The organism is uncultured Campylobacter sp., from assembly GCF_937997465.1.
In the GTDB taxonomy this organism is placed as follows: domain Bacteria; phylum Campylobacterota; class Campylobacteria; order Campylobacterales; family Campylobacteraceae; genus Campylobacter_A.
On record NZ_CALKTQ010000126.1, the window covers coordinates 1 to 20,823 of the forward strand.

The window sequence follows — 20,823 nt, forward strand, 5'->3', positions numbered from 1 at the left end:
GCGATCTCACGGACTGCGTCATCGGCTCGGTGCCGCCGTTTAGCTTCCACGACAAGCTGCTGCTAATCGCCGATCCGTCGCTATTCGGACGCTTTGAAGAGATCGCTTTCAACGCGGGCCTGCTCGATCACTCGATCATTCTAAACGCGCAGGATTACGCGCGCATCGCAGCTCCGCGCATCGTTAGCTTCACCGAAGGGGCTACGGAAGGCGAATAACCGCGCATCGTCCGTTTCACACAAGAACAAGAGGACTCGGATTAAATTAACCCAAAAGCAATGGTAGAAAAAGACAGTGCGAGAGTGGTTGTAAAGCGGCGCTTTGATTTTTGATCTTTTTTCTTCATATTAAAGCTTTAAAATTTGCAGTATGATCAGAAGCAAAGAGGTCACGACCGAAACAAGGGGGAATGTTGTGAAGCAGGTGTGGATATTTTTGCTGTGTCTACTTGCGTTATGCGGCATGGAAAATGCCACAGCCAAGGAAGACGATGCGCCGCGGCCAGAGATTTATCAGAGTATGAAAGATATCTACGACGATCTACCGATCGCGCAACTGCCGATTCGCTATCCGGGAGAAATTTCGCCCTTAGCGGCTATCGATAAAAATTTACTTGATAAAAATGAGCTGTTTTTGTTCGCAAAGGAGAATTTTTTAATCGACAATCTAAGCGCGTATTGGGAGAGGATCAAAGACATAAGGGCTTGTCGTTTGCCCGAAAAGAGCGCCAAAACAATTCTGCTAAGGCTTTATCTGATGGATTTTCAAGATAGCGAACGTGGGCACGAATATGTTTTTATGTGCCTTTTAAACGACGCATTTCGTATAAGCGATTGTCGCGAAATTTACGCCGATTACGTGCACTGCGGTAAAAGCAAGCCGCCGATGCGCGCCAAGCAGGAGTTCGTCATCGACGCCGATTTACGCTGCACAGTAACAACGCACTACTATACTTTAGATAGCGATAAAGAGCTGCACAGAAATGTCTGCGTGCACGAAATACAAAACGGCACGATCGTTACTAAGGATTAAAATCCAAGGCGATCTTGCGAGATGTTTTTGGTCGTAAAGCCGTAAATTCATAAGCAGAGCCGCAAACTGAGACGCGAATTTGCTCTATCTATGAGCCCAGCTATTTCAAATCGCGATAAAATAACGCTCAAACCGAGCCTCGAATTCATCATATTGATGAGGCGCTGTTTCGAGCCGCGCCAAAACGGCTCGTAAATCTTTGGTGCACCGCAGCGTCCCACTAAGATGCGTCGCCTTGCGGAGCATTTTAACGACGACGAGCGCTTTATTGGTTTTGACTTCCTGCAACAAGCTAAATATCAAATCTGAAATTCTTGGTGCGCCCCGAAAGCAGCGAGGATAAAACATCCAAATTTTAAAATTTAAAAATTTTTAAAATAAAAGTGTGAGTTTAAAAAGAATTAATCGCGACGATATCGTATCGCCGCGACTGAAGAAGGCATCATCGTGCCCGCGAAGGTATTTATTTCATAGCGCCTTGTTGTTTCATCTGATCCATCATCTGCTTAAATATCTCTTTAGCTTGTTTGCAAGTGGCCTCTTGCTGCTCCTTAGGAAGTGCGCTGATCTGATCCATAGACTGCTTTTTTTGATCCTCATACATCTTGACCTGCTGCTCTTGACCAGCTTGTTTGTAGGTATCAACCATCTTATCAAGATCTGCGAAGTACTCTTTGCAGCTATTTGAAAGATCTGCGGCGCTAAGACTTAGCGCAAAGCCAAAACTAGCCAAAACTAAAAGTGATTTTTTCATTTTTCTCTCCTTGTAAAAAATCAGCGAAAGTATATCATTTCGCTTAGTAAATTTGCCTTAAATTTTAATCAAATACGGCTGTTTTTTTAAATTTATAGCGCTTTTGAAATTTTAAAATTTTACTCTCGCCGCGACGCTTACATTTTTTAAAATTTAACTCGTCTTTAAATTTTAAAATTTCAGCTCTTGGTTTCGCAACTGCCGTCGGTGCTCTTTAAAATTTCGCTTCGCAATTTTTAAGCTGCATGCGAACCGCCTTAAGCCATATGCGGGCAAATTTTAAGCCCTGAGCCGCTTTTTTAAAATTTCATTTCGTAATTTCGCTACCGCCGCAAAATCACTTCTCTTCAAATCTAATTTGCACCGATTTTTTGTGCGCGCCGAGCCCTTCGGCGTCCGCTAGCGCCATGCACGCGCCCCCAAGCTCGTCTATGGCGCGCTTATTTAGTGCTATGATCGAGCTTCGTTTGATGAAGTTATAAACCCCTAGAGGCGAGAAAAATCGCGCGCTTCCGCCGGTCGGCAGCGTATGGTTAGGACCTGCGAGGTAATCGCCCATCGCCTCTGGCGTGTAGTGGCCCAAAAATATCGCGCCTGCGTGGCGTATGCGCGGAAGCAGCTCGTAGGCGTTCTCGGTCGCGATCTCGAGGTGCTCGACCGCAAGCTCGTTCATCAGATCGACGCACTCATTCATATCGCGCGCGATGATGATCGCGCCCTTGTTTTGGATGCTAGCGCGAGCGATCGGTTCACGCACGAGCGTAGGAAGCTGCTGCTCTATATGCTCTGCGACGGCAAGAGCGAATTTTTCATCGTCGCTTATCAAAAAGCTACTTGCGATCTCGTCGTGCTCGGCTTGGCTAAGCAGATCCACGGCGATGTTGCGCGGATTTGCCGCAGCGTTTGCGATGATGCCCACTTCGCTAGGACCCGCGATCATATCGATATTCACATCGCCGAACACGAGCTTTTTAGCGGTCGCTACGAAGATATTCCCGGGACCCGTGATGACGTCGACCTTGCCGATCGTGCGCGTGCCGTATGCCATCGCCGCGATCGCGCTGGCGCCGCCCACCTTGTAGGCCTTTTTGATCCCCAGCACATGCATCGCCGCGAGCAGTAGCTCGTTTACGACGCCGCCCACGGCGGGAGTGCAGACGCTGATATCCTCCACGCCCGCGACGATTGCGGGGATCGCATTCATCAGAAGCGAGCTCGGATACGCCGCCTTGCCGCCCGGGATATACAGCCCCGCGCGATCCACGGGCGTGATCTTTTGCCCGAGCATCGCGCCGCTTGGATCGAAGCTAAACCAGCTTCTCTCAAGCTGTTTTTCATGATAAGCGTAGATGCGCTCGTATGCGATCTGAAGCGCGTTTTTTAGCTCTGCGCTTAAGCCTTCATACGCGAGACTCATCTGCTCTTGCGTGATAGCCAGATCGCCCTGCACGCGCCATCTGTCAAATTTCTCAATCTGTTCAGCTAGCGCCTCATCGCCGCGCGCTCTGATCTCCTCGATGATGCCGCTTACGACGGGCATTACCGATCTCATATCCGTCTCGCCGCGGCGCACCAACCTCGCAAATTCCTCTTTGAAATTTGCGTCCGTGCTTCTTAAAATTTTCATTTTCGCTCCTTGTAATGCTTGGAATTTTAACGCTTTTTGCTAAATTTCGCCTTTAAGCTCGCGGCGATGTAAATTTACAGCTCGCCGATTTTCAAAAGATTAAGCGAAAATGAAATAAAATAGCCGAAATTTTAAATGGAGCGATGTATGAAAAAGATATTTTTAGCGCTGATCGCTACGGCGGCTTTATCGCTAGCAGAAGCCACGGCTTTGCCATCGGCGGAACAAGAAGATCCCGGTATAAGCAGATTACAAAGCGAATGCGATAGCAACAATACCTTAGCATGCGTGAATCTCGCCATGGCATACTATTCAGGGGATGGCGTGAAGCAGGATTATGAGAAAGCAAAAGAGCTAAATTCTAAAGCCTGTAATTTGGGAGACGGCTGGGGTTGCACCACCTTAGGGGCGTCATATGAATACGGCAAGGGCGTAGAACAAGATTATAAAAAAGCGACCGAACTATATTCTAAGGCCTGCGACTTAAAAAATAGCATAGCTTGCGGCAATCTGGGTGTTTTATACTACTCAGGCAAAGGAGTAAAGCAAGATTACAAAAAAGCAACCGAACTGCTTTCCAAGGCTTGCGATTTGCAAGAAGGTGACGGATGCTACAATCTTGGGCTTTTATATGCCTCGGGCGAAGGCGTAAAACAGGATTATAAAAAAGCAAGCGAGCTATATTTAAAAGCTTGCGATTTAAAACATGGCGAAAGCTGCCACAATCTTGGAATTTTATATGAAAAAGGGGAAGGCGTAAAACAAAGCTACCAAAAAGCGGATCAATTCTATTCTAAAGCTTGCGATTTAGAAGTTGCCGAAGGATGTTACAATCTTGGAGCTTCATACTATTTAGGCAATCATACAAAGCAGGACTATAAGAAAGCAAATGAATTGTTTTCTAGGACTTGTGATTTAGGATATAGCATAGGATGCTATGCTCTAGGGTTTTGGTATGCCTCAGGCGAAGGCATAGAACAAGACTTTGAAAAAGCAATAAATTTATATTCTAGAGCTTGCGATTTGGGGCATAACACAGGATGCTATAATCTAGGAGTTTTGTATAGTTCCAGCGAAGGTGTAAAGCGGGACTATAAGAAAGCGAGCGAACTATATTCCAAAGCTTGCAATTTGGGGAACGGGCTAGGATGTAGTGATCTAGGAGTTTTATATGAACAAGGGGAAGTCATAGAGCAAAACTATAACAAAGCAAATGAGCTATATTCTAAAGCTTGCGATTTGGATGTCGGTGAAGGTTGCAATAGTCTCGGGGTTCTATATGAGTCTGGTAAAGGTGTAAAACAAGACTTTGAAAAAGCAAAAGACCTGTATTCTAAAGCTTGCAATCTTGGAGATGGACTAGGATGTGTCAACTTAGGAGCTTTATATGAACAAGGAAAAGGTGTAAAACAAGATTACCAAATAGCAAATAAATTATTTTCCAAGGCTTGTGATTTAGAAATTGCCGAAGGGTGCAATAATCTTGGATATTTATATGAATCCGGCAAAGGGGTAAAAAAAGATAAGAGTATGGCGAAAAAATACTATGGTAAAGCCTGCGATCTAGGGATTAAACGCAGTTGCTACACCTATAAAAAACTAAACGAGCAAGGTTTTTGATCCATTTAAATTTTAAGCCGCCCGTTAAGCCCGTTTAAATTTGTGGCTTAAATTTAAAGGTCTAAATTTAAACCATATTATCCGCGCGGCGGTACTAAAAGCGCGCAAAATGCGCGGACTTAAAATTTAAACCCATTCCCGCCGCGGCAGATGCTGCGTAAGCGGTGTGTAAAATTTAGTGAGCCGCCAAATTACAACGACATTCGCGCCAAAATAAAAGGATACGTTCCGCCACCGTTAAAATTTCAGATGAGACGTTAATTCTTTAGGAATTTTAAAATTTTAAGCCCTCTTTTTTGCGGGCTAAAATTTCGAGCGAGCCGTTAAGGGTGAGCCACTAATTCGTAGCGTTCGCGTCGAACTGCAAAAATTTCCTGATCTCCTCCATCGCCTCTTTGTTTGAAAGGGTAAATTTTATCTCGATGCGGCGGCTAGCGTCCTTGTCCTCGACGCCTCTACGCATCACGGGCTGCGTGTAGCTGCGACCGCTGGCGATGAGGTATTTTTGCAGTCGCTCATCTTTATTCCACGAGTTGATGAAATCCATCACCGCAAACGCTCTGTTTTGCGAGAGCTCGAGGTTGTACAAATATCCGCCGTCGCTGTCCGTGTGCCCTTCGATGATGATCTGATCTAAATTTTCGCGAATTTCGTCGTTATTCAAAAGCGCGGCAAAATAGCTCTGCAGCGTCGAGCGAAGCGTCTCTTTGGCGCTCTCTTTTAGCTCGCTTGAGCCTTTGTCGAAAAGGATCGACGAGCTTAGCGTCATCGCGCCGCTTTCGTTATCGATGCGGATCTTGCCGCCCAGCTTCTCCTTCAGATCGGCGATGATCTTGACCTTCATTCCGGTTAGGTTACGGATGCGGTTTTTCGTGACGTTGAGGTCTTGTAAAATTTTATTAAAATCGCTCTCCTTCTTCGTGAGCTGATCAAGCAAAAAGGCGATTTTAAGCTCGTTTTGGCTGATCGTAGCGTTGGCGTCGTCGCGCGCTTTTTGCAGAAGCGAGTTGATGTCTAAATTCTCTTTTTTCAGCTTTTCTGCCATCTCGGTTAGGTCTTCGATCTGTATGAAGTAGATGGAATTTTGCTTGCGAAGGTCGGTGTTTTCTATGTTTAGCTTCTCGAGCTGATCGCTAAAAATTTTATTCAGCGCTTCAAGCTCGGCGCTTTTTTTCTCCTGGCTTTGAAGGCTTGCTAGAGCGCTTGAAATTTGACTTTCTTTCTCCTGCAGGTTGCTTTGCGTGAGGAAGTATTTGACGATGATGCCGCCTACTAAAAGCACGAAAACAAAAAGCAGTCCCGCCATCAAATCGGCGTACGCAATCCAAAAGGTCTCTTTTTCTTCGTTATTCGTTTTCATCTAAAAGTGCTTTTTCATCGATGCTCGCAAGCGTTTTTCGAAGCTCTTCGATGATGCTTTCGTTGCTCGTTCGCGCAGTGTCCTCTCCAGCTAAAAGGGCCTTCAAATCCGCGCTTAACCCCTTAAAGCTAGCGTCAATTTTAGCGGCGTAAGCATTCTGCGAACTTGAAATTTCGCCCGCAAACCCGCCCAAGGAAGCATTTAGGCTCTTGATTTGAGCGCTTAATGCACTAGTAATGTTAGCCAGCTCGCCTTGCCCGTCCGTTAAAGTCTTAGACTGATTTAGATACTGCGCGGAAATTCCGTTTTGAATTTCGATTAGGCTTGCAGACACGGACTTAAGCGCAGATAAAATTTGAGCGAAGCTCTTATCTAACTCACCGTGAGCGAGATTTGTCCTTTGGATCATCTCTCCTGCCTTTTCAAGCTCTTCTTGTGTAATCGCCATACTTCGCTTCTCGGCTTCCATTACGCTTTCAAAAGCGCCGATTTTTTCATCGATTAGGCGGTTTAGCCTTTCGGTAAAATTCGTAGAGCTCATCATCGCAAATGAGCGCGAAATTTCAGAATTAGCGTTTAAAATTTCATTCAGATAGCCCTGTGTTATTTCGTCTTTGTTCCAGAAAAAATTTTTAGTGGAATTTTTGTATTTAATGAGCAGACGCTCATATTTGCTAATGCCTTTTTTCTCAAAATATATCCACCAAAGCGCTAAGAAAATTCCATAGATCGAGACGTAAAATGCTGTACCTACGCCGCCTAGAAGCTGCGCGATCTCGGTTTCGAGCCCATCGATATTGCTTGAGGAAAAGTGCGGCATCGAAATCGCAATCGAGATGAAAGTTCCTAAAATTCCAAGCATCGGAAAGACTGCCGACGCGACGGAAGCGTAGTTTTGATTACGCAGCGAGTAGCCGTATTCGTCCACAAAAAGATCAAAGCTGGCATCTGATTTTTTTTTGCCGCCGATACTTAAGAGATTGGCGACGATGTAATTTTTCAGCTCACGCTTGAAATCATCGATATTATTTTGAAAATTTAAGCAGCCATATTCTGCATTATGACGAGCTAAAATTAGTGCAATAATGAGCAAAACCGCAAGCATCAGGATCGAGTGCGTTTCTACCTTCAACCCGATAAGCCCCAAATAGCCCAGCAAAAACACCACAAAAACCGCAATCGGCAGAGCTGCGATCTTAAAAAAAACGCCCGCTAGCGAGCGCTCCTTCGCCTCAGGTAGCGTGATATCGAGCACTTCGTTATTCGGGCGATCCATATTAGTTCCTATTTAGGCAATTTAGATTGTCAAATGCGACCTGCAAGCGCGCCACCATACTCTGCTCGCCTGCTCTCAGCCATTTGCGAGGATCGTAGAATTTTTTATTCGGTTTATCCTCACCTTCCGGATTGCCGATTTGAGCTTGCAAATAGCCGCGATTTTTGGCCTCATAAGCGCGCACGCCGTCCCAAAACGCCCACTGCGTGTCGGTGTCGATATTCATCTTAACTACGCCGTAGCTAACGGCTGCCTTGATGTCGGAGATCTCGCTGCCGCTGCCGCCGTGAAAGACAAAATTTACGGGCTTTTCGGATTGTAGATTAAATTTTTCGCGCACGAATTTTTGAGAATTTTTTAAAATTTCGGGTCGCAGCACGACGTTGCCCGGCTTATACACGCCGTGGACGTTGCCGAAGCTTGCTGCGATACTGAATCTATCGCTGATTTTGCCAAGTCGCTCGTAAGCAAGCGCGACATCTGCGGGCTGGGTGTAAAGCCGCGCATTATCGACGCCGGTATTATCGACGCCGTCCTCTTCGCCGCCCGTGACGCCAAGCTCGATCTCAAGCGAAATTCCAAGATCGCTTAAAATTTCCAAATACTTCTCGCAGGTCGCTAAATTTAGCTCCAAATCATCCTCGCTAAGATCGAGCATGTGCGAGCTAAACAGCGGCACGCCGTGAGCTTTTTTATGAGCGGCATTAGCTTCGATGAGCTCGTCAATCCACGGGAGCAGCTTCCTTGCGGCATGATCGGTATGTAAAATCACCGCAACGCCGTAATGGGCTGCCAGAGCATGCACCTGGCGCGCACCCGCGATAGCGCCCAAAACCGCGGCATTAGGGCAAGTAGCGCCCGCGTAAAACGCTGCGCCGCCGTTGCTAAACTGAATAATAACGGGCGAATTTGCGATTTTAGCGCTTTCCAAGACGGCGTTTATGGAATTTGATCCCACTACGTTTACCGCAGGGATCGCAAAGCCCTGCTGCTTCGCATACGCATAGACCTTACTTACGTCATCGCCGCTTAAAACGCCCGGTTTTACTATATCTAAAACGCCCATTTTTAGCTCCTATATTATTTATACTCGATTTTGGCGTTTTTGTGAAGATCTGCCGCTTTTTGCTCGACTGCTTTTGCCGCTTTTTGCTGTCTAAGTACGCGCTCTATAAAAGGCTTTGCCTCGCTTTGACTTAACTGCTTTTTAGCTTGAGACTCCTCTTTTAACACGACGTGATATCCGACTCTGCTTCTAATAGCTTTAGTAGTGATTTGACCATCTTTTATCTTAGAGATCGCATCGGCAAAAGGCTTGACCTGATCGCTAGGCATCCAGCCTAGCTCGCCGCCGGTTTGTTTAGCCTGCGGATCGATAGATTTAGCTTTGGCAAGCTCTGCAAATTTAGTAAATAGTGCACTGTCGCTAAGCCCTTTTAACTGCTTAATAATATCGTTTGCCTCAGCTTCGGTTTTAACGACGATCTGAGCCGCTTTGATTCTCGCAGGCTCGGTAAAGCGCGCTTTGTTTTTGTTATAAAAATCGGCTATTTCTTTATCGTCGATATTTATTTTGCTGGCTTCTTTAGCCTGCCATACACGAAGCGCTAAGTTATCTTTTACGATTTCAAGCTCTTTTTTATAAACGTCTTCGTCCATAACGCCCGATTTTTTAGCTTCATCCGTTAGCAGCATCAGATCGATACCTTTATCGATAAGCTCCTTCTTTTGATCGGCATTAAGAGCGGCGATATCTACATTGCCTATGCCTTGAAGTAGCGGAGCAAGCTCTTTTTCGGTTACGTCTTTGCCATTTACGGTAGCGTAAACGGTAGCGTTGAGGCTGATAGCGGCAGCCAAACTAAGTGCTGTAAATAAAACTTTTTTCATCATAATTCCTTAAAAAAATTTTAATGGCGATTATAACTCAAAGTTGTTAACAATCAAACTGTACTTTAGAATTTTAGGGTAGAATTCCGCCTTGAGGAGATGCAAATGAGAAGTAAGAAAGATATTTTAGAGATAAAAAAGAGAATTTTGCAAAACTTTGCAGAAGAGCGCAGTGAGCTGAAATTTAAAGACACCTATCAGCTTTTGGTCTGCGTGATGCTTAGCGCGCAGTGTACCGACAAGCGGGTAAATTTGATCACGCCGCGCTTTTTTGCGGAATTTCCTAGCGTTGAGGAGCTCGCAAAGGCCAATCTGGCAAGCGTAAAGCTGCTAATCAGCTCGTGCAATTTCTACAACAACAAAGCGGTAAATTTAATCAAAATGGCGCAGGCGGTGGTTAGCGATTTCGGCGGCGTCGTGCCGCTTGATGAAGCGGGGCTAAAATCTCTTGCGGGCGTGGGGCAAAAGACCGCTCACGTCGTGCTTTTGGAGGGCGCGGGCGCAAACGTGATGGCGGTGGATACGCACGTCTTTCGCGTCGCGCATCGCCTGGGGCTGAGCCGTGCAAAGACGCCTGAGCTTACAGAGCGTGATCTGAGCGAGGCTTTTAAGACGGATCTTGGCAAGCTGCACCAAGGCATGGTGCTTTTCGGCCGCTACACCTGTAAGGCGATAAAGCCGAACTGCAAGGAGTGCTTTTTAAACGAGCTGTGCAGCAGCAAGGATAAGAATTTTCCGTAAAATTTAGCTTACGAATGCGGGCTAAATTTTACGGATTTAAAATTTTATGAAATTTTACTTTTTGATGCCTACCGCTTTGCCAGCCAAGCCCGGTATCCTTCGCTTTTAATCACGTCCGCGATGCTTTTTACCATCTCCTGCGGCAGAAATTCGGACTTTTTATCGATGACGGACACTAATGCGTAAGTATTATCGTAATCTTGCAGCGCTAGGCCCGCACGTACCAGCGTTTCGTATAAAAACGGCTCGTCTTTTTCGATGCTCACCGCATCGTCGTTTAAAAACTCATAGATGAACGCAAGCTGTTTTTTATCGCCGATTTTTAAAAAATAATCGGCTAAATTAGTCGCGCTCTTAATGATGATTTTGCGTAGCTCGTCTATCTGCCGCGCAGAGTAACGCTGGGTAATCAGCCGCCAATTTTCCGCCATCCTCGCCGCGATGATAGATAGCTCGAAGGCTCTGCCGCCATAGGCATATTTTTCACTTTCGTCGCCGATTTTTTCTATGGCCTCGAATTCGCTCATCATATACTCGTATAGCTCCTCATCGCTGCCGCTGAAATTTTCTAAATATATCGTCTCGGCGATAGTCTCGGAATTTTTGGGCAGATCGCTTGCGTATTCGGGCTCCTGCTCTTCATTTTCTTCGTCCCAGGCGGCTTTTCTAGCTTCAAAAGTTTTAAAATCCACCAGCGGATTAGCGCCCTTTTTTACGAATTTAAAAAAGGTAGAAATATCGATCTGATACTCATCTTCGCAAATTCCATCCTTAAACATCAGCTCGCTATTTTCAAAAAATTCCCAACCATCAAGCGCACCTAGGTAGCTTCGACCGATCCGTCCGTCTAGGATATAGACGCATTCGCTAGCGCTATGATCAGGCATTGTGTGGTCGTTTGAGACGATATACGGCGCTTGCGTTTTTCCAAAAACCTGCAACATTCCGTCGTTGTATTCGCCGCTTATGCCCCAAAGCGCCGTTAGATTGCCGCCGATCGCGATAACGCCGTCCTGCGAATGCAGATAATCGCACGCCGTATCTTTGGCGACTTGTAAAAACATATAATCATCATCGATGATATCGCCATCAAAAAATAAATTTCCGTTAACAAACATCGCTCGTGCGCTATTTTTACCACCCGCATCGCTAAATTTATCCTTAAGCCAAGCGGAATTTATCGTGCCTCCCGACAGGCTAAGATCGCCATCAAACACCAGCACGTCAAAACTACCATCTAAATATAAATTTGAGTTGTATTTTTTCTCAAATTCATCATAAGGCAGTATAAAAACGGGTGGAATTTTAGTTGCGAAAGGGCTACGGTTTTCGTATTTCTTTGCTTGTGATTTAACAATCTGCTCGCAATTTTGCAGAAAATTTTTGATATGGTTTTCCATTTTTATATCCTTTTAAATTTGCTATTTGCGGCGGGTGGTCTCGCCGAGCAAATTTTAGCGTCCGCTCTGCTTCATTCTTTGTGTTCGCAGCTTTTTAAGAAGTAGTTGCGAGCAAAGCGAAGCAAAAATTCATTTAAAATCACTCTTGAGGCAAATCACCGCAAATTTAAAGGCGAAGTATTTTTGTTCTAGACGAGGCGGATTTAAATTTTACGACGGGAGCTACCTCGTCGGTAGTGACCGAGTAAAATTTAAATCCAACGAAGTATGAAGGAAAAAGACAAGCCACTTTTTGCAAAGAGTTTATTGGTTTATGACGTCATAATACGACGGTATCACCGGTGTCAGCAAATCATCGCTTATCTTAAAATCCTTTTTCGTATTGCTTAGCGTGATTTTGATTTTGTTGCCGAGCTTATCCTCGTAATCGATCCTTGTCGGGATGTAGTTTTTGACGGTGATTAGATACTCTACGCCGTCGTATTTGGCTTTGTAGAGAGTGTCGGTGATCTTAACCGCGTTTCTAACGACGTCGATTAGATTGGGCGCCTTTTCAAATTTAGAGATGATCGCTTGTTCGAGGGCATCCTCGATCACGACAACGCGGTTTTTATCAAAGTAGATTTTTTTAGGCGTCGGACGCTCGTAGATCCAGTAGGCGCGGTTGTTGCTTTTTGCGTAAAATTTACCGAAATAATCGACCGTTTCGTTCTCGCTTGTGATGGTTTGTATAAAGTCGCTTTGAAGCGTGACGAAATTTAACGTAACTCCGAAAGCCGAGGCGCAAAAGAGCAAAAATGCTAAAATTTTTTTCATATATTTTCCTTTATCGGGCGAAATTCTAGCTAAGTTTAAATAATAAAATGTTAAAATCCAAGCTTTAACAAAATTTAAAAAGGCTAAAAATGATAACGGCGTTTATGCAGAAGGTATTTGGCACGAAAAATGACAGGGAAGTAAAAAAATATTTCAAACGAGTCGCCTACATAAACTCGCTCGAGAGCAAATATCAAGCGATGAGCGATGATGAGCTAAAGGCAAAATTTAACGAATTTAAAGCACAGGTACAAAACGGAGAAAAGAGTCAGGACGAGTTGCTAGACGATGTATTTGCCATCGTGCGAGAGGTGGGTAAAAGGACGCTAAACATGCGCCATTTCGACGTTCAGCTAATCGGCGGTATGGTACTAAACGACGGTAAGATCGCCGAGATGAAAACGGGCGAAGGTAAAACCCTCGTAGCAAGCTTGCCCGTCGTTCTAAATGCGATGAGCGGCAAAGGCGTGCACGTCGTGACCGTAAACGACTACCTCGCCAAACGCGACGCGACGCAAATGGGTGAGATTTATAAATTTCTAGGCCTTAGCGTGGGCGTGATACTAGGCGGCGAATACGACGACTCGGCGCGCAAAGCGGCATACGATAGCGACATCACGTACGGCACGAATAACGAATTTGGCTTTGACTACCTACGCGACAATATGAAAATGGATTTCAAAGACAAGGTGCAAAGAGAGCATAACTTCGTCATCGTGGACGAGGTCGATAGTATCCTCATTGACGAGGCCAGGACTCCGCTCATTATCTCGGGTCCTACAAACCGCACGCTAGACGGCTACATCAAAGCAAACGAGGTCGCGCGCCAAATGAAGCGAGGCGAACCGCCTGCGACTCCGCAAGAAAAGGCCACGGGCGACTTTACCGTCGATGAGAAAAACCGCACTATAGCCATCACCGAAGAGGGCATCTCAAAGGCCGAAAAGCTCTTTGGTGTGGCAAATCTCTACGATATGGAAAACGCGATTTTGAGCCACCACCTAGACCAAGCTCTAAAGGCGCATAATCTCTTTGAAAAGGACGTGCACTACGTAGTTCGTGACGGGCAAGTCGTAATCGTAGATGAATTTACGGGGCGTCTTAGCGAAGGACGAAGATTTAGCGAGGGCTTGCACCAAGCGCTCGAGGCTAAAGAGGGCGTAAAGATCCAAGAGGAGAGCCAAACGCTAGCCGATATTACATTTCAAAACTACTTTAGGCTTTACAAAAAATTATCGGGCATGACGGGTACGGCGCAGACGGAGGCGACCGAGTTTTCGCAAATTTACAAGCTTGACGTCGTATCGATCCCGACAAACGTGCCAGTTATCAGAAAAGACAACAACGATCTCATCTATAAAACAGAAAACGAGAAATTTAAAGCCGTCATCAACGAGATCAAAAAGGCTCACGACCGCGGTCAGCCCGTACTAGTGGGTACCGCCTCGATCGAAAAGAGCGAAAAGTTACATAACCTACTCGTAAAAGAAAAGATCCCGCACTCCGTGCTAAACGCTAAAAATCACGAAAAAGAAGCCGAGATCATCGCTCAAGCCGGCGCTCGCGGCGCGGTTACGATCGCGACGAATATGGCTGGACGCGGCGTAGATATCCGTATCGACGACGAGGTGCGAAACCTAGGCGGTCTATACATCATCGGCACCGAAAGACATGAAAGCCGCCGTATCGACAACCAGCTGCGAGGCCGCTCGGGACGTCAGGGCGATCCTGGAGTGAGCCGCTTCTATCTAAGCCTTGAGGATAATCTACTTCGGATATTCGGCAGCGACCGCATAAAAGCGATAATGACGCGCCTTGGTATCGAAGAGGGCGAAAGCATCGACTCGAAAATGGTCACTAGAGCCGTCGAAAATGCGCAAAAAAAGGTCGAAAGCCTGCACTTTGAAGCGCGAAAACACATCCTCGAGTACGACGACGTCGCAAACGAGCAGAGAAAAACGGTGTATAAATTTAGAAACGAGCTACTTGATCCAAATTTTGAAGTCGGCGAAAAAATCAAACAAAATCGTGCCGAATTTGTCGAGCATCTGCTAGCTCAGGCCGGAATTTACGCAGGCGAGCCAAAGAGCGAATACAATCTCGAAAAACTAAGCTCCGTGATAATCTCAAACGGCGCGTTCATGCAGCCAGACGAGCTAAAAGATCTCGACTACGCCGAGCTTGTTAAGAAGATAACAGCTAAATTTGAGTCCGACTACGAGGAAAAAATGGGCGTCATAGGCGAAGATCAGCGCAAATACCTAGAAAAGGTGCTTTGCCTACAAGTGCTAGACACTGCGTGGCGCGAGCATTTATATCAGATGGACATCCTAAAAACCGGCATCGGACTGCGCGGCTATAACCAAAAAGATCCGCTCACCGAGTATAAAAAAGAGAGCTTTAATCTCTTTATGGAGCTCGTTAGCCGCATTAAATTTGAAAGCATCAAGCTCCTAACGGCCGTACGCTTAAGCTTCTCCGAGCCTACAGAGTCTGCGCCGCAAGAAGCGCAAGATACCGAGATTGCTAGAGTGCCCGAGAGCGAAGAAAAGCCCGGCAAAAAAGTATCCAGAAACGACCCATGCCCGTGCGGAAGCGGCAAAAAGTACAAAGACTGCCACGGCAAGAGCGGCCCTAAAAAAGGAGCTTTTGCTGAGGATTGGGATAAAATTTAGCTTTGGCGTTTTGGCGGCGGTTTGCTAAATTTTGCATTTAAGTTAGCCGCCGTTTTTATAGCGGCGCGAAGTCGTAAATTTAACGCCTAGCTTTTGCAAGCGGTTTAAAAATTTGGCGTCAAATTTACACGGATGGACGATTTAAATTTTAAACTCGCCTCAGCGCAAATTTAAACAAGACAAAGCGACGCAAAAGTAGCGAGCAAACCAAAGCCCAAATTTAAACAACGGAAAATCAAATGAGCCTAACCAAATATCTACTTTTTAAATATCTACGGTTTGACAAAACCCAGCCATTTATCATGCTTTCGGCGCTGCTAGCATTTCTAGGTGTGGGCGTCGGGCTCATGGTGCTCATCGTTGCGATGGCGATCATGAACGGCTTTGACAAGGAATTTGAGCGCAAACTTTTTACCATGAACTACCCGATCACGATCCTCTCTGCCATACGCGGCAACATCGACGAGAGCGATGTTAACGAACTAAAGCAAAAGTTTCCGAATCTCAAATTTAGCCCATATATCATGAGTCAAGTTATCATAAAGGGGGCGAATAGCTTTGAGGGCGGACTGCTTTTTGGCGTAAATTCAGCCGACGAAAAGCAGATAAACTCAGTCGTTGCGGCCGGCCTTGAGGACCGCGAGCTTGACGGATACGGCCTGCTCGTAGGTCAAGGCGTCAAAAACGAGATGATGATAAACGAAAATGACAAACTCACGCTCATTTTTACCAAAAATGACCCGAGCGGCTTTGCTCTAACGCCCAAAATGAAGCGCTTTGACGTCGTGAGCTCGTTTAGCTCGGGGCTTGTGGCCTACGATAAAAGCTATCTATACACGAGCGTGGAGGCGCTGCGTAAGATACTTGAGTACGATGAGGGCAAATTTGACGGCATACATGTGTTTTCAGACGATCCGTTCGCCGATATCGAAAAGATCTCGCGCGAGCTACGGCTAGGACAAAAAGCCATCGGCTGGTGGCAGCAAAACGGCAACTTTTTCTCCGCTTTGGCTCTCGAAAAACGCGCGCTTTTCATCGTTTTGATGCTCATCATCCTAGTTGCCTCACTAAATATCGTAAGCTCGCTGCTCATGACCGTCATGAATCGCCGCCAGGAGATCGCGTTACTACTCTCGCTGGGCGCTAGCAAGGCCGAGATCAAAAAGAGCTTTTTTGCGCTGGGAGCCACGATAGGTGGAGGTGGGATAGTGTTTGGACTCGTGCTCGGGCTCTTTGGCGTATGGCTACTCGGTAGCTTTGATATCGTAAATTTGCCAGCCGACGTTTACGGCAGCGCGAAGCTTCCTATGGAGTTATCTTTGCTCGATCTTGTTATGATTTTGGTCGGAGCGGTCGTTATAGTGGCGTTTTCGTCGTTTTACCCTGCTAAAAAAGCCGCGCAAATAAACGTACTTGAGACGCTTAGGAATGAATAAATCGGCATTTTAGCCGAAATGCTTTTGGGTTAAATTTGAGCGAATAAAAATTTGCTGTTTTGACCGCGCTGGCTCGTCTATTTTTTGAATTATATAAAAAGCGGCGAAATTTTATTTATATAAAAATACGCCGCTTTAAATTATTTTCGTTCGAGTTTTTATTCTCGCGCGTGTAAATTTTTAAATTTAAGCCGCCGTCGGCGTCAAATTTGCCCTCCAAACTAGAAATTGTACATCGTGTAAGGTATCCGCAACCAAGTAGTAGCCGTAAGTTTGCCTATGTTTTTTATACTGCAACGGTTGCTAAATTTACTTACGTCATTTAGAAAAGCTATGCTTAAGGTTGGTGCTTATGCTAAATTTACGCCATATTTTGCTGCTATTTTGAAAGTTATTATATTAATTTGCAAGCAAAAATTTGAGACCCTTTAAGATATAATGCTCAAAATTTAATCCAAATTTGGGGAGAAAAATGACGAATTTCGAGTATGCGCGCCGCATTGACGAGGCTGCAGGGCTGGATCTTGATTTAGATTGCAAAGAGATAGATCTGCAGGATAAGTTTTACGGACTTTTTCAGTGCTTTATGCCCGATGGCATCGGTATAGAAACGGTGTTTGCGCCGCTGCAAAACGGCACCGAGCTGCAAGCGCGCATAATGCCGATCTACACAGCCACGGCGCAGCAGACGCAAGAGGCGTTTGGTCGGGGCGTGGCGCCGGGGTATTTTTGTCCACCGCAGGATCCGAAATTTGATGACGAAGGACTTAAGAGCCTAGCTTTAGCGCACGTTCGAAATTTAAAAATTTTTGCCGAGTTTCTCGGTGATGACGAGTTTTTAAAAATGCTTAACGAAATAAAATCCGCGTGCGTGCAGGAAAGTTTTGATTTTAGGGGGGCATAAAGACGAACTTGCGGATTCCGTCTACGGGGCGAGTGGATGATAGATTCGCCTAAGCTTGATGTGAAGCTATGGGTGCTCAGCGAGGCGTACTATTCGATCGACTGCGACTACCTTCTGTCGGCGTATTTGCAGTATCCAAACTACGCGCAAAGGCCACAAGAGGACTTTTTAAAGCCCTATTTCGAGCTATATCTAGCGGGGCGGAAGGTCGCGTTTGAGCAGAGTCAAGTCGTGGTTTTTATGCGCTAAATTTACGCAGACAAGGAAACTAAATGCAAACGGACGCTTTTGGCCGGCTAAAATTTGAGCTCTGCGAATACCTAAGGCTCTATGATACGGGACTAAAAGCTGGCAAACGAGTATCTAAAGGGCACCGTTGGTAAATTTAAAAGCGAATTTAGCCAGACGCAGCGGGACTATGCACTAGGCGAACTTTGCCGCGAAATTTTAGACGAAAGCAAAAGCGAGCTAAAAAATCTAAAAAACCGCGGCAACGGCGAGCTGCCATTTCGGCTCGGCGAGCTAGTCGGCGAGTATCTAAAAGGGTGCTGCGACGCAGGCGAGATGCCGCATCTACGCTGGGCGCATCAGATTTACATGCGCGGTTTGCATGAGCTTGGTGGGGACGAGCTTTTGCGCCGTGCATACCGCCATGAGCGCTGCGACGAGCGAACTGTGGAGCTATACTTTTGCATGCTACTAGACGCGCTAGACTGGGGTGCGCACCACTTTCCAGATGGCTGCCTGATCGAGCGCTCATACTATGAGCAACTAACCCGCGAAGCTCGTGACGCAAGATAAAAACACGAGATAAGCGCGCGGCTAAATTTAGAGTTTGAATACTTCGTAAAGCTTTACGAATGTTATTTTGAGTTTAAGTCTCGCGGCGGCAAGGTTGATTTTTACGTGCTGTGCGAAAAGGCGAGGCTAAATTTCGCGCCTGCAAAGTCTTTTTATTATGAGTAGCGAGGAGCCACTAAATTTGATCAGATACAAATTTAAAACAAGCGACAAATTTACGGGCTCAAAATTTGGCGTTTAGTTAGTCGCAAACGATACGCCAAATTTTAAAATTTAAGCAAATGTGGCTCGGTTTAAATTTTAACTCAAATTTTATCCGCGCGCCACAGCTCGGCAAACGCTCAAATTTACGCCTACGCCGCTATATTTTGCAGATTTTCAAAGCTAAATACGTTTAGCCCGTTTTTGTATTCGTAGCTTAGAGTTAGCTTATGTGCTTTGATTATATTTTCGACGATGTAGAGTCCTAGACCGAAGCTCTTTTGCGCGCTTTCGCCCTTGGTAAAAGGCTCGACGTAGTGGCGCAGTTCCTTTGATAACCGCTCGCCTTTGTTGATAAATTTGATCGACTCGCGCGTGATAGTTATATTTACGTGCTTGTTTGGAGAGTATTTTAGCGCGTTATCGATCATGTTCTTGGCGGCGATCGCTAGTAGCTTAAAGTCTGCATTTAGGCTCACGTCCTCTAGCTTACTGATCGTGACCTGTCCGGGATCGACCATCGCGATATCCAGAGCCTCGTCGATGACGTCGTCGATACGGCAAATTTTGGTGTTATTTAGCGCGATGTTTGAGGTGACTTGCTCGACTGCGGCAAATTCGTTTATGAGATTTTCGAGTTTTATAAACACCGACACGAGTCGCTCTTGGTTTTTGCTCTTTTCGATCATTTCGGCGGCTAGGCGGCCTTTGGTGATCGGCGTTTTTAGCTCGTGCATTATGTTTCTTAAAAATAGCTTGCGCGACGCGTTTAGGTTTTTAATCTGACAAACCGCGTCGTAAAACGCTTCCGCAACCTCGGAAATTTCGTCGTTACCGCTGCTGACGTTTTGTACTTCGTCGATCTCGCCCGCGGCAAATTTAGCTATCTGGCGCTTTAGCTTTCTTAGCGGTTTTAGCTTCCTGATAACAAAAACGTAAGCGGCCAGAAGTATGATCGCAACTAGCAAAAAGATAATCTTGATGATGTCATAGCGGTATGGTTGATAGTCGTTATCCTTTAAAAGCAGGATTTTATCTACGTGTTGGACTTTTAGATAGTGGTGATTTTGATAGATCATGATGGCGCTAGAACCGATGTCTGCGGATATCTCCTCAAGCACGGTTGCGTTTGCTAGGATCTCTTCTTTTTGCTGTTCGTTTGTGATCTCAGGCATCTTAAAGTCGCCCGTTTGACGCTCGTATTCTTTTTCGTTTATGATACCGCTCATCAAAAAGAGCTGATTTCTAGCGATCGTGGAGTATTTGGCGTTTAGCTCGCGCGCATAGTTTTGCTTGTCGTAGTCCATCAGCCACAAAAACGCGAGAAATATGCTCGTAAGCGCAAGCGCGAAGATAAAAGTGATAGTGTAAAAAACCGATGAGCGTTTCATTTGCGGGCTTTAAAATTTACTGCATTAGCTTATAGCCGATGCCGCGGATGGCGTGGATGTATTTTGGCTCTTTGGGGTCGTCGCCTAGCTTGCCTCTGATGCGGCCGATAATGACGTCGATGCTCTTATTCGTCGAGTCCTCGCTGATGCTCGCGCAGTTGTAGATAAACTCCTCGCGAGTGATGGCGCCGCCTTCTTTTTGTAGCATGTATTTTAGGATGTCGTACTCGGCCGCGGTCAAATTTAACGGCTCGCCTTTTAGCGTGATGATGTGCTTAAAATCATCTACTGCGATGTCTTTTTCGCGTGCGCTCTCTTTTGCGCCGCTTAAATTTGCGCCCGCTACAGTGCTTTGGCGGCGCAGGTGGCTTTTGATACGAGCTAGCAGCTCCTGCGGGTCGTAAGGCTTTGGCAGATAGTCATCCGCGCCGTTATCTAGGGCATTTACCTTGTCGGTGATGTCGTGGCGTGCGCTAGAGATGATGATAGGCACGTCGTGGCGCTTGCGGATCTCTTTGCACACTTCTAGGCCGTCGAGTCCCGGTAGCGTGAGGTCTAGGATTACGAGGTCAAATTTTTCTACGTTTAGCGTCGAAAGTCCGATATACGGCTCCTCCGCCGTCGTTACGCTCATATCGCTTTTTGCTAAAAACTCAGTCAAAATTTCCGCTAGCTCTAAATCATCTTCTATCATTAGAATTTTTATCATTTTATGTCCTTTTGGGGATTATAGCGAGTTTTGACTAAATTTTTAATGGCGGTAGCGGCTTATCTGGCGAGCGCTTTTTCGCTGCCGGCTAAATTTAGCTCGGCAAACTATCTGCCTAGCCTACGCTAGATTTTGTGTGCTAGTAAAATTTGAGCCAAACTAAGACGCTCAAATTTGAAGCTATGAATTT

Annotated in this window: 19 protein-coding genes; 9 read left to right on the top strand and 10 right to left on the bottom strand. The window is 45.9% G+C overall.

Annotation, left to right across the window (positions count from 1 at the left end):
* A partial coding sequence (locus Q0546_RS03860) for a YbaK/EbsC family protein (RefSeq protein WP_298790702.1) occupies positions 1-218 on the top strand: 218 nt, incomplete at its 5' end.
* A 151-nt stretch (positions 219-369) separates the two neighbouring features.
* Positions 370-1,032 (top strand): hypothetical protein, encoded by a 663-nt coding sequence (locus tag Q0546_RS03865; protein WP_298790704.1) that lies wholly within the window; start codon positions 370-372, stop codon positions 1,030-1,032.
* A 463-nt stretch (positions 1,033-1,495) separates the two neighbouring features.
* On the opposite strand, the gene Q0546_RS03870 is transcribed toward Q0546_RS03865, so the two are convergent.
* The gene (locus Q0546_RS03870; RefSeq protein ID WP_298790706.1) at positions 1,496-1,786 is read right to left on the bottom strand and encodes a DUF5339 domain-containing protein; all 291 of its coding nucleotides are present in this window, start codon (positions 1,784-1,786) and stop codon (positions 1,496-1,498) included.
* Positions 1,787-2,123: 337 nt separating this feature from the next.
* Positions 2,124-3,413 (bottom strand): histidinol dehydrogenase, encoded by a 1,290-nt coding sequence (gene hisD, locus Q0546_RS03875; RefSeq protein WP_298790709.1) that lies wholly within the window; start codon positions 3,411-3,413, stop codon positions 2,124-2,126.
* A 147-nt stretch (positions 3,414-3,560) separates the two neighbouring features.
* On the opposite strand from hisD, the gene Q0546_RS03880 reads away from it, so the two are divergent.
* Positions 3,561-5,033, top strand: a complete 1,473-nt coding sequence (locus Q0546_RS03880; protein ID WP_298790710.1) for an SEL1-like repeat protein — start codon at positions 3,561-3,563, stop codon at positions 5,031-5,033.
* Between the two features lie 337 nt (positions 5,034-5,370).
* On the opposite strand, the gene Q0546_RS03885 is transcribed toward Q0546_RS03880, so the two are convergent.
* The 4 genes from Q0546_RS03885 to Q0546_RS03900 are packed head-to-tail and all read right to left on the bottom strand — an operon-like array spanning position 5,371 to position 9,559.
* A complete protein-coding gene (locus tag Q0546_RS03885; protein ID WP_298790712.1) occupies positions 5,371-6,393 on the bottom strand; it encodes an OmpA family protein in 1,023 nt (340 codons plus the stop codon).
* Positions 6,380-7,669 (bottom strand): MotA/TolQ/ExbB proton channel family protein, encoded by a 1,290-nt coding sequence (locus Q0546_RS03890; RefSeq protein WP_298790714.1) that lies wholly within the window; start codon positions 7,667-7,669, stop codon positions 6,380-6,382. Before Q0546_RS03890 ends, Q0546_RS03885 begins: the two co-directional genes overlap by 14 nt.
* A 1-nt stretch (position 7,670) precedes the next feature.
* Positions 7,671-8,735 (bottom strand): class II fructose-bisphosphate aldolase, encoded by a 1,065-nt coding sequence (gene fbaA / locus Q0546_RS03895; protein ID WP_298790716.1) that lies wholly within the window; start codon positions 8,733-8,735, stop codon positions 7,671-7,673.
* Between the two features lie 14 nt (positions 8,736-8,749).
* Positions 8,750-9,559, bottom strand: a complete 810-nt coding sequence (locus Q0546_RS03900) for a peptidyl-prolyl cis-trans isomerase (protein WP_298790718.1) — start codon at positions 9,557-9,559, stop codon at positions 8,750-8,752.
* A 105-nt stretch (positions 9,560-9,664) separates the two neighbouring features.
* Here Q0546_RS03900 and nth point away from each other — a divergent pair, with 105 nt between their 5' ends.
* Positions 9,665-10,300 carry an endonuclease III gene (gene nth / locus Q0546_RS03905; RefSeq protein WP_298790720.1) on the top strand — a complete coding sequence of 212 codons (636 nt, stop codon included), beginning with the start codon at positions 9,665-9,667 and terminating at the stop codon, positions 10,298-10,300.
* A gap of 68 nt (positions 10,301-10,368) precedes the next feature.
* Here the strand turns inward: nth and Q0546_RS03910 are convergent, their stop codons facing one another.
* On the bottom strand, positions 10,369-11,700 hold the full coding sequence (locus tag Q0546_RS03910) for a hypothetical protein (RefSeq protein ID WP_298790722.1): 1,332 nt from the start codon (positions 11,698-11,700) through the stop codon (positions 10,369-10,371).
* 303 nt (positions 11,701-12,003) lie between these two features.
* A complete protein-coding gene (lolA, locus tag Q0546_RS03915) occupies positions 12,004-12,516 on the bottom strand; it encodes a LolA-like outer membrane lipoprotein chaperone (RefSeq protein WP_298790724.1) in 513 nt (170 codons plus the stop codon).
* An 89-nt stretch (positions 12,517-12,605) separates the two neighbouring features.
* Here lolA and secA point away from each other — a divergent pair, with 89 nt between their 5' ends.
* From secA to Q0546_RS03940, 5 genes are all read left to right on the top strand, one after another.
* On the top strand, positions 12,606-15,191 hold the full coding sequence (gene secA / locus Q0546_RS03920; RefSeq protein WP_298790726.1) for a preprotein translocase subunit SecA: 2,586 nt from the start codon (positions 12,606-12,608) through the stop codon (positions 15,189-15,191).
* A gap of 239 nt (positions 15,192-15,430) precedes the next feature.
* On the top strand, positions 15,431-16,627 hold the full coding sequence (locus Q0546_RS03925) for an ABC transporter permease (protein ID WP_298790728.1): 1,197 nt from the start codon (positions 15,431-15,433) through the stop codon (positions 16,625-16,627).
* A gap of 472 nt (positions 16,628-17,099) precedes the next feature.
* Entirely contained in the window at positions 17,100-17,531 is a 432-nt protein-coding gene (locus tag Q0546_RS03930) for a hypothetical protein (RefSeq protein WP_298790729.1), read from the top strand.
* A 36-nt stretch (positions 17,532-17,567) separates the two neighbouring features.
* Positions 17,568-17,780 carry a sodium:solute symporter gene (locus Q0546_RS03935; protein ID WP_298055556.1) on the top strand — a complete coding sequence of 71 codons (213 nt, stop codon included), beginning with the start codon at positions 17,568-17,570 and terminating at the stop codon, positions 17,778-17,780.
* Positions 17,781-18,095: 315 nt separating this feature from the next.
* Complete coding sequence (locus Q0546_RS03940) at positions 18,096-18,332, top strand: hypothetical protein (protein WP_298055553.1); 237 nt, start codon at positions 18,096-18,098, stop codon at positions 18,330-18,332.
* Positions 18,333-18,685: 353 nt separating this feature from the next.
* On the opposite strand, the gene Q0546_RS03945 is transcribed toward Q0546_RS03940, so the two are convergent.
* Together Q0546_RS03945 and Q0546_RS03950 are read right to left on the bottom strand one after the other, a co-directional pair.
* Positions 18,686-19,924: an ArsS family sensor histidine kinase gene (locus Q0546_RS03945; RefSeq protein WP_298790732.1), complete on the bottom strand. Its 1,239-nt coding sequence runs from the start codon at positions 19,922-19,924 to the stop codon at positions 18,686-18,688.
* A gap of 16 nt (positions 19,925-19,940) precedes the next feature.
* Positions 19,941-20,633 carry a response regulator transcription factor gene (locus Q0546_RS03950; protein ID WP_298790736.1) on the bottom strand — a complete coding sequence of 231 codons (693 nt, stop codon included), beginning with the start codon at positions 20,631-20,633 and terminating at the stop codon, positions 19,941-19,943.
* Between the last annotated feature and the right edge of the window lie 190 nt (positions 20,634-20,823).

Excerpts from the sequence above, each read along its gene's own strand:
- Q0546_RS03865 (WP_298790704.1), top strand. The coding sequence starts at position 370 with ATGATCAGAAGCAAAGAGGTCACGACCGAAACAAGGGGGAATGTTGTG.
- Q0546_RS03870 (WP_298790706.1), bottom strand. The coding sequence starts at position 1,786 with ATGAAAAAATCACTTTTAGTTTTGGCTAGTTTTGGCTTTGCGCTAAGT.
- hisD (WP_298790709.1), bottom strand. The coding sequence starts at position 3,413 with ATGAAAATTTTAAGAAGCACGGACGCAAATTTCAAAGAGGAATTTGCG.
- Q0546_RS03880 (WP_298790710.1), top strand. The coding sequence starts at position 3,561 with ATGAAAAAGATATTTTTAGCGCTGATCGCTACGGCGGCTTTATCGCTA.
- Q0546_RS03885 (WP_298790712.1), bottom strand. The coding sequence starts at position 6,393 with ATGAAAACGAATAACGAAGAAAAAGAGACCTTTTGGATTGCGTACGCC.
- Q0546_RS03890 (WP_298790714.1), bottom strand. The coding sequence starts at position 7,669 with ATGGATCGCCCGAATAACGAAGTGCTCGATATCACGCTACCTGAGGCG.
- fbaA (WP_298790716.1), bottom strand. The coding sequence starts at position 8,735 with ATGGGCGTTTTAGATATAGTAAAACCGGGCGTTTTAAGCGGCGATGAC.
- Q0546_RS03900 (WP_298790718.1), bottom strand. The coding sequence starts at position 9,559 with ATGAAAAAAGTTTTATTTACAGCACTTAGTTTGGCTGCCGCTATCAGC.
- nth (WP_298790720.1), top strand. The coding sequence starts at position 9,665 with ATGAGAAGTAAGAAAGATATTTTAGAGATAAAAAAGAGAATTTTGCAA.
- Q0546_RS03910 (WP_298790722.1), bottom strand. The coding sequence starts at position 11,700 with ATGGAAAACCATATCAAAAATTTTCTGCAAAATTGCGAGCAGATTGTT.
- lolA (WP_298790724.1), bottom strand. The coding sequence starts at position 12,516 with ATGAAAAAAATTTTAGCATTTTTGCTCTTTTGCGCCTCGGCTTTCGGA.
- secA (WP_298790726.1), top strand. The coding sequence starts at position 12,606 with ATGATAACGGCGTTTATGCAGAAGGTATTTGGCACGAAAAATGACAGG.
- Q0546_RS03925 (WP_298790728.1), top strand. The coding sequence starts at position 15,431 with ATGAGCCTAACCAAATATCTACTTTTTAAATATCTACGGTTTGACAAA.
- Q0546_RS03930 (WP_298790729.1), top strand. The coding sequence starts at position 17,100 with ATGACGAATTTCGAGTATGCGCGCCGCATTGACGAGGCTGCAGGGCTG.
- Q0546_RS03935 (WP_298055556.1), top strand. The coding sequence starts at position 17,568 with ATGATAGATTCGCCTAAGCTTGATGTGAAGCTATGGGTGCTCAGCGAG.
- Q0546_RS03940 (WP_298055553.1), top strand. The coding sequence starts at position 18,096 with ATGCCGCATCTACGCTGGGCGCATCAGATTTACATGCGCGGTTTGCAT.
- Q0546_RS03945 (WP_298790732.1), bottom strand. The coding sequence starts at position 19,924 with ATGAAACGCTCATCGGTTTTTTACACTATCACTTTTATCTTCGCGCTT.
- Q0546_RS03950 (WP_298790736.1), bottom strand. The coding sequence starts at position 20,633 with ATGATAAAAATTCTAATGATAGAAGATGATTTAGAGCTAGCGGAAATT.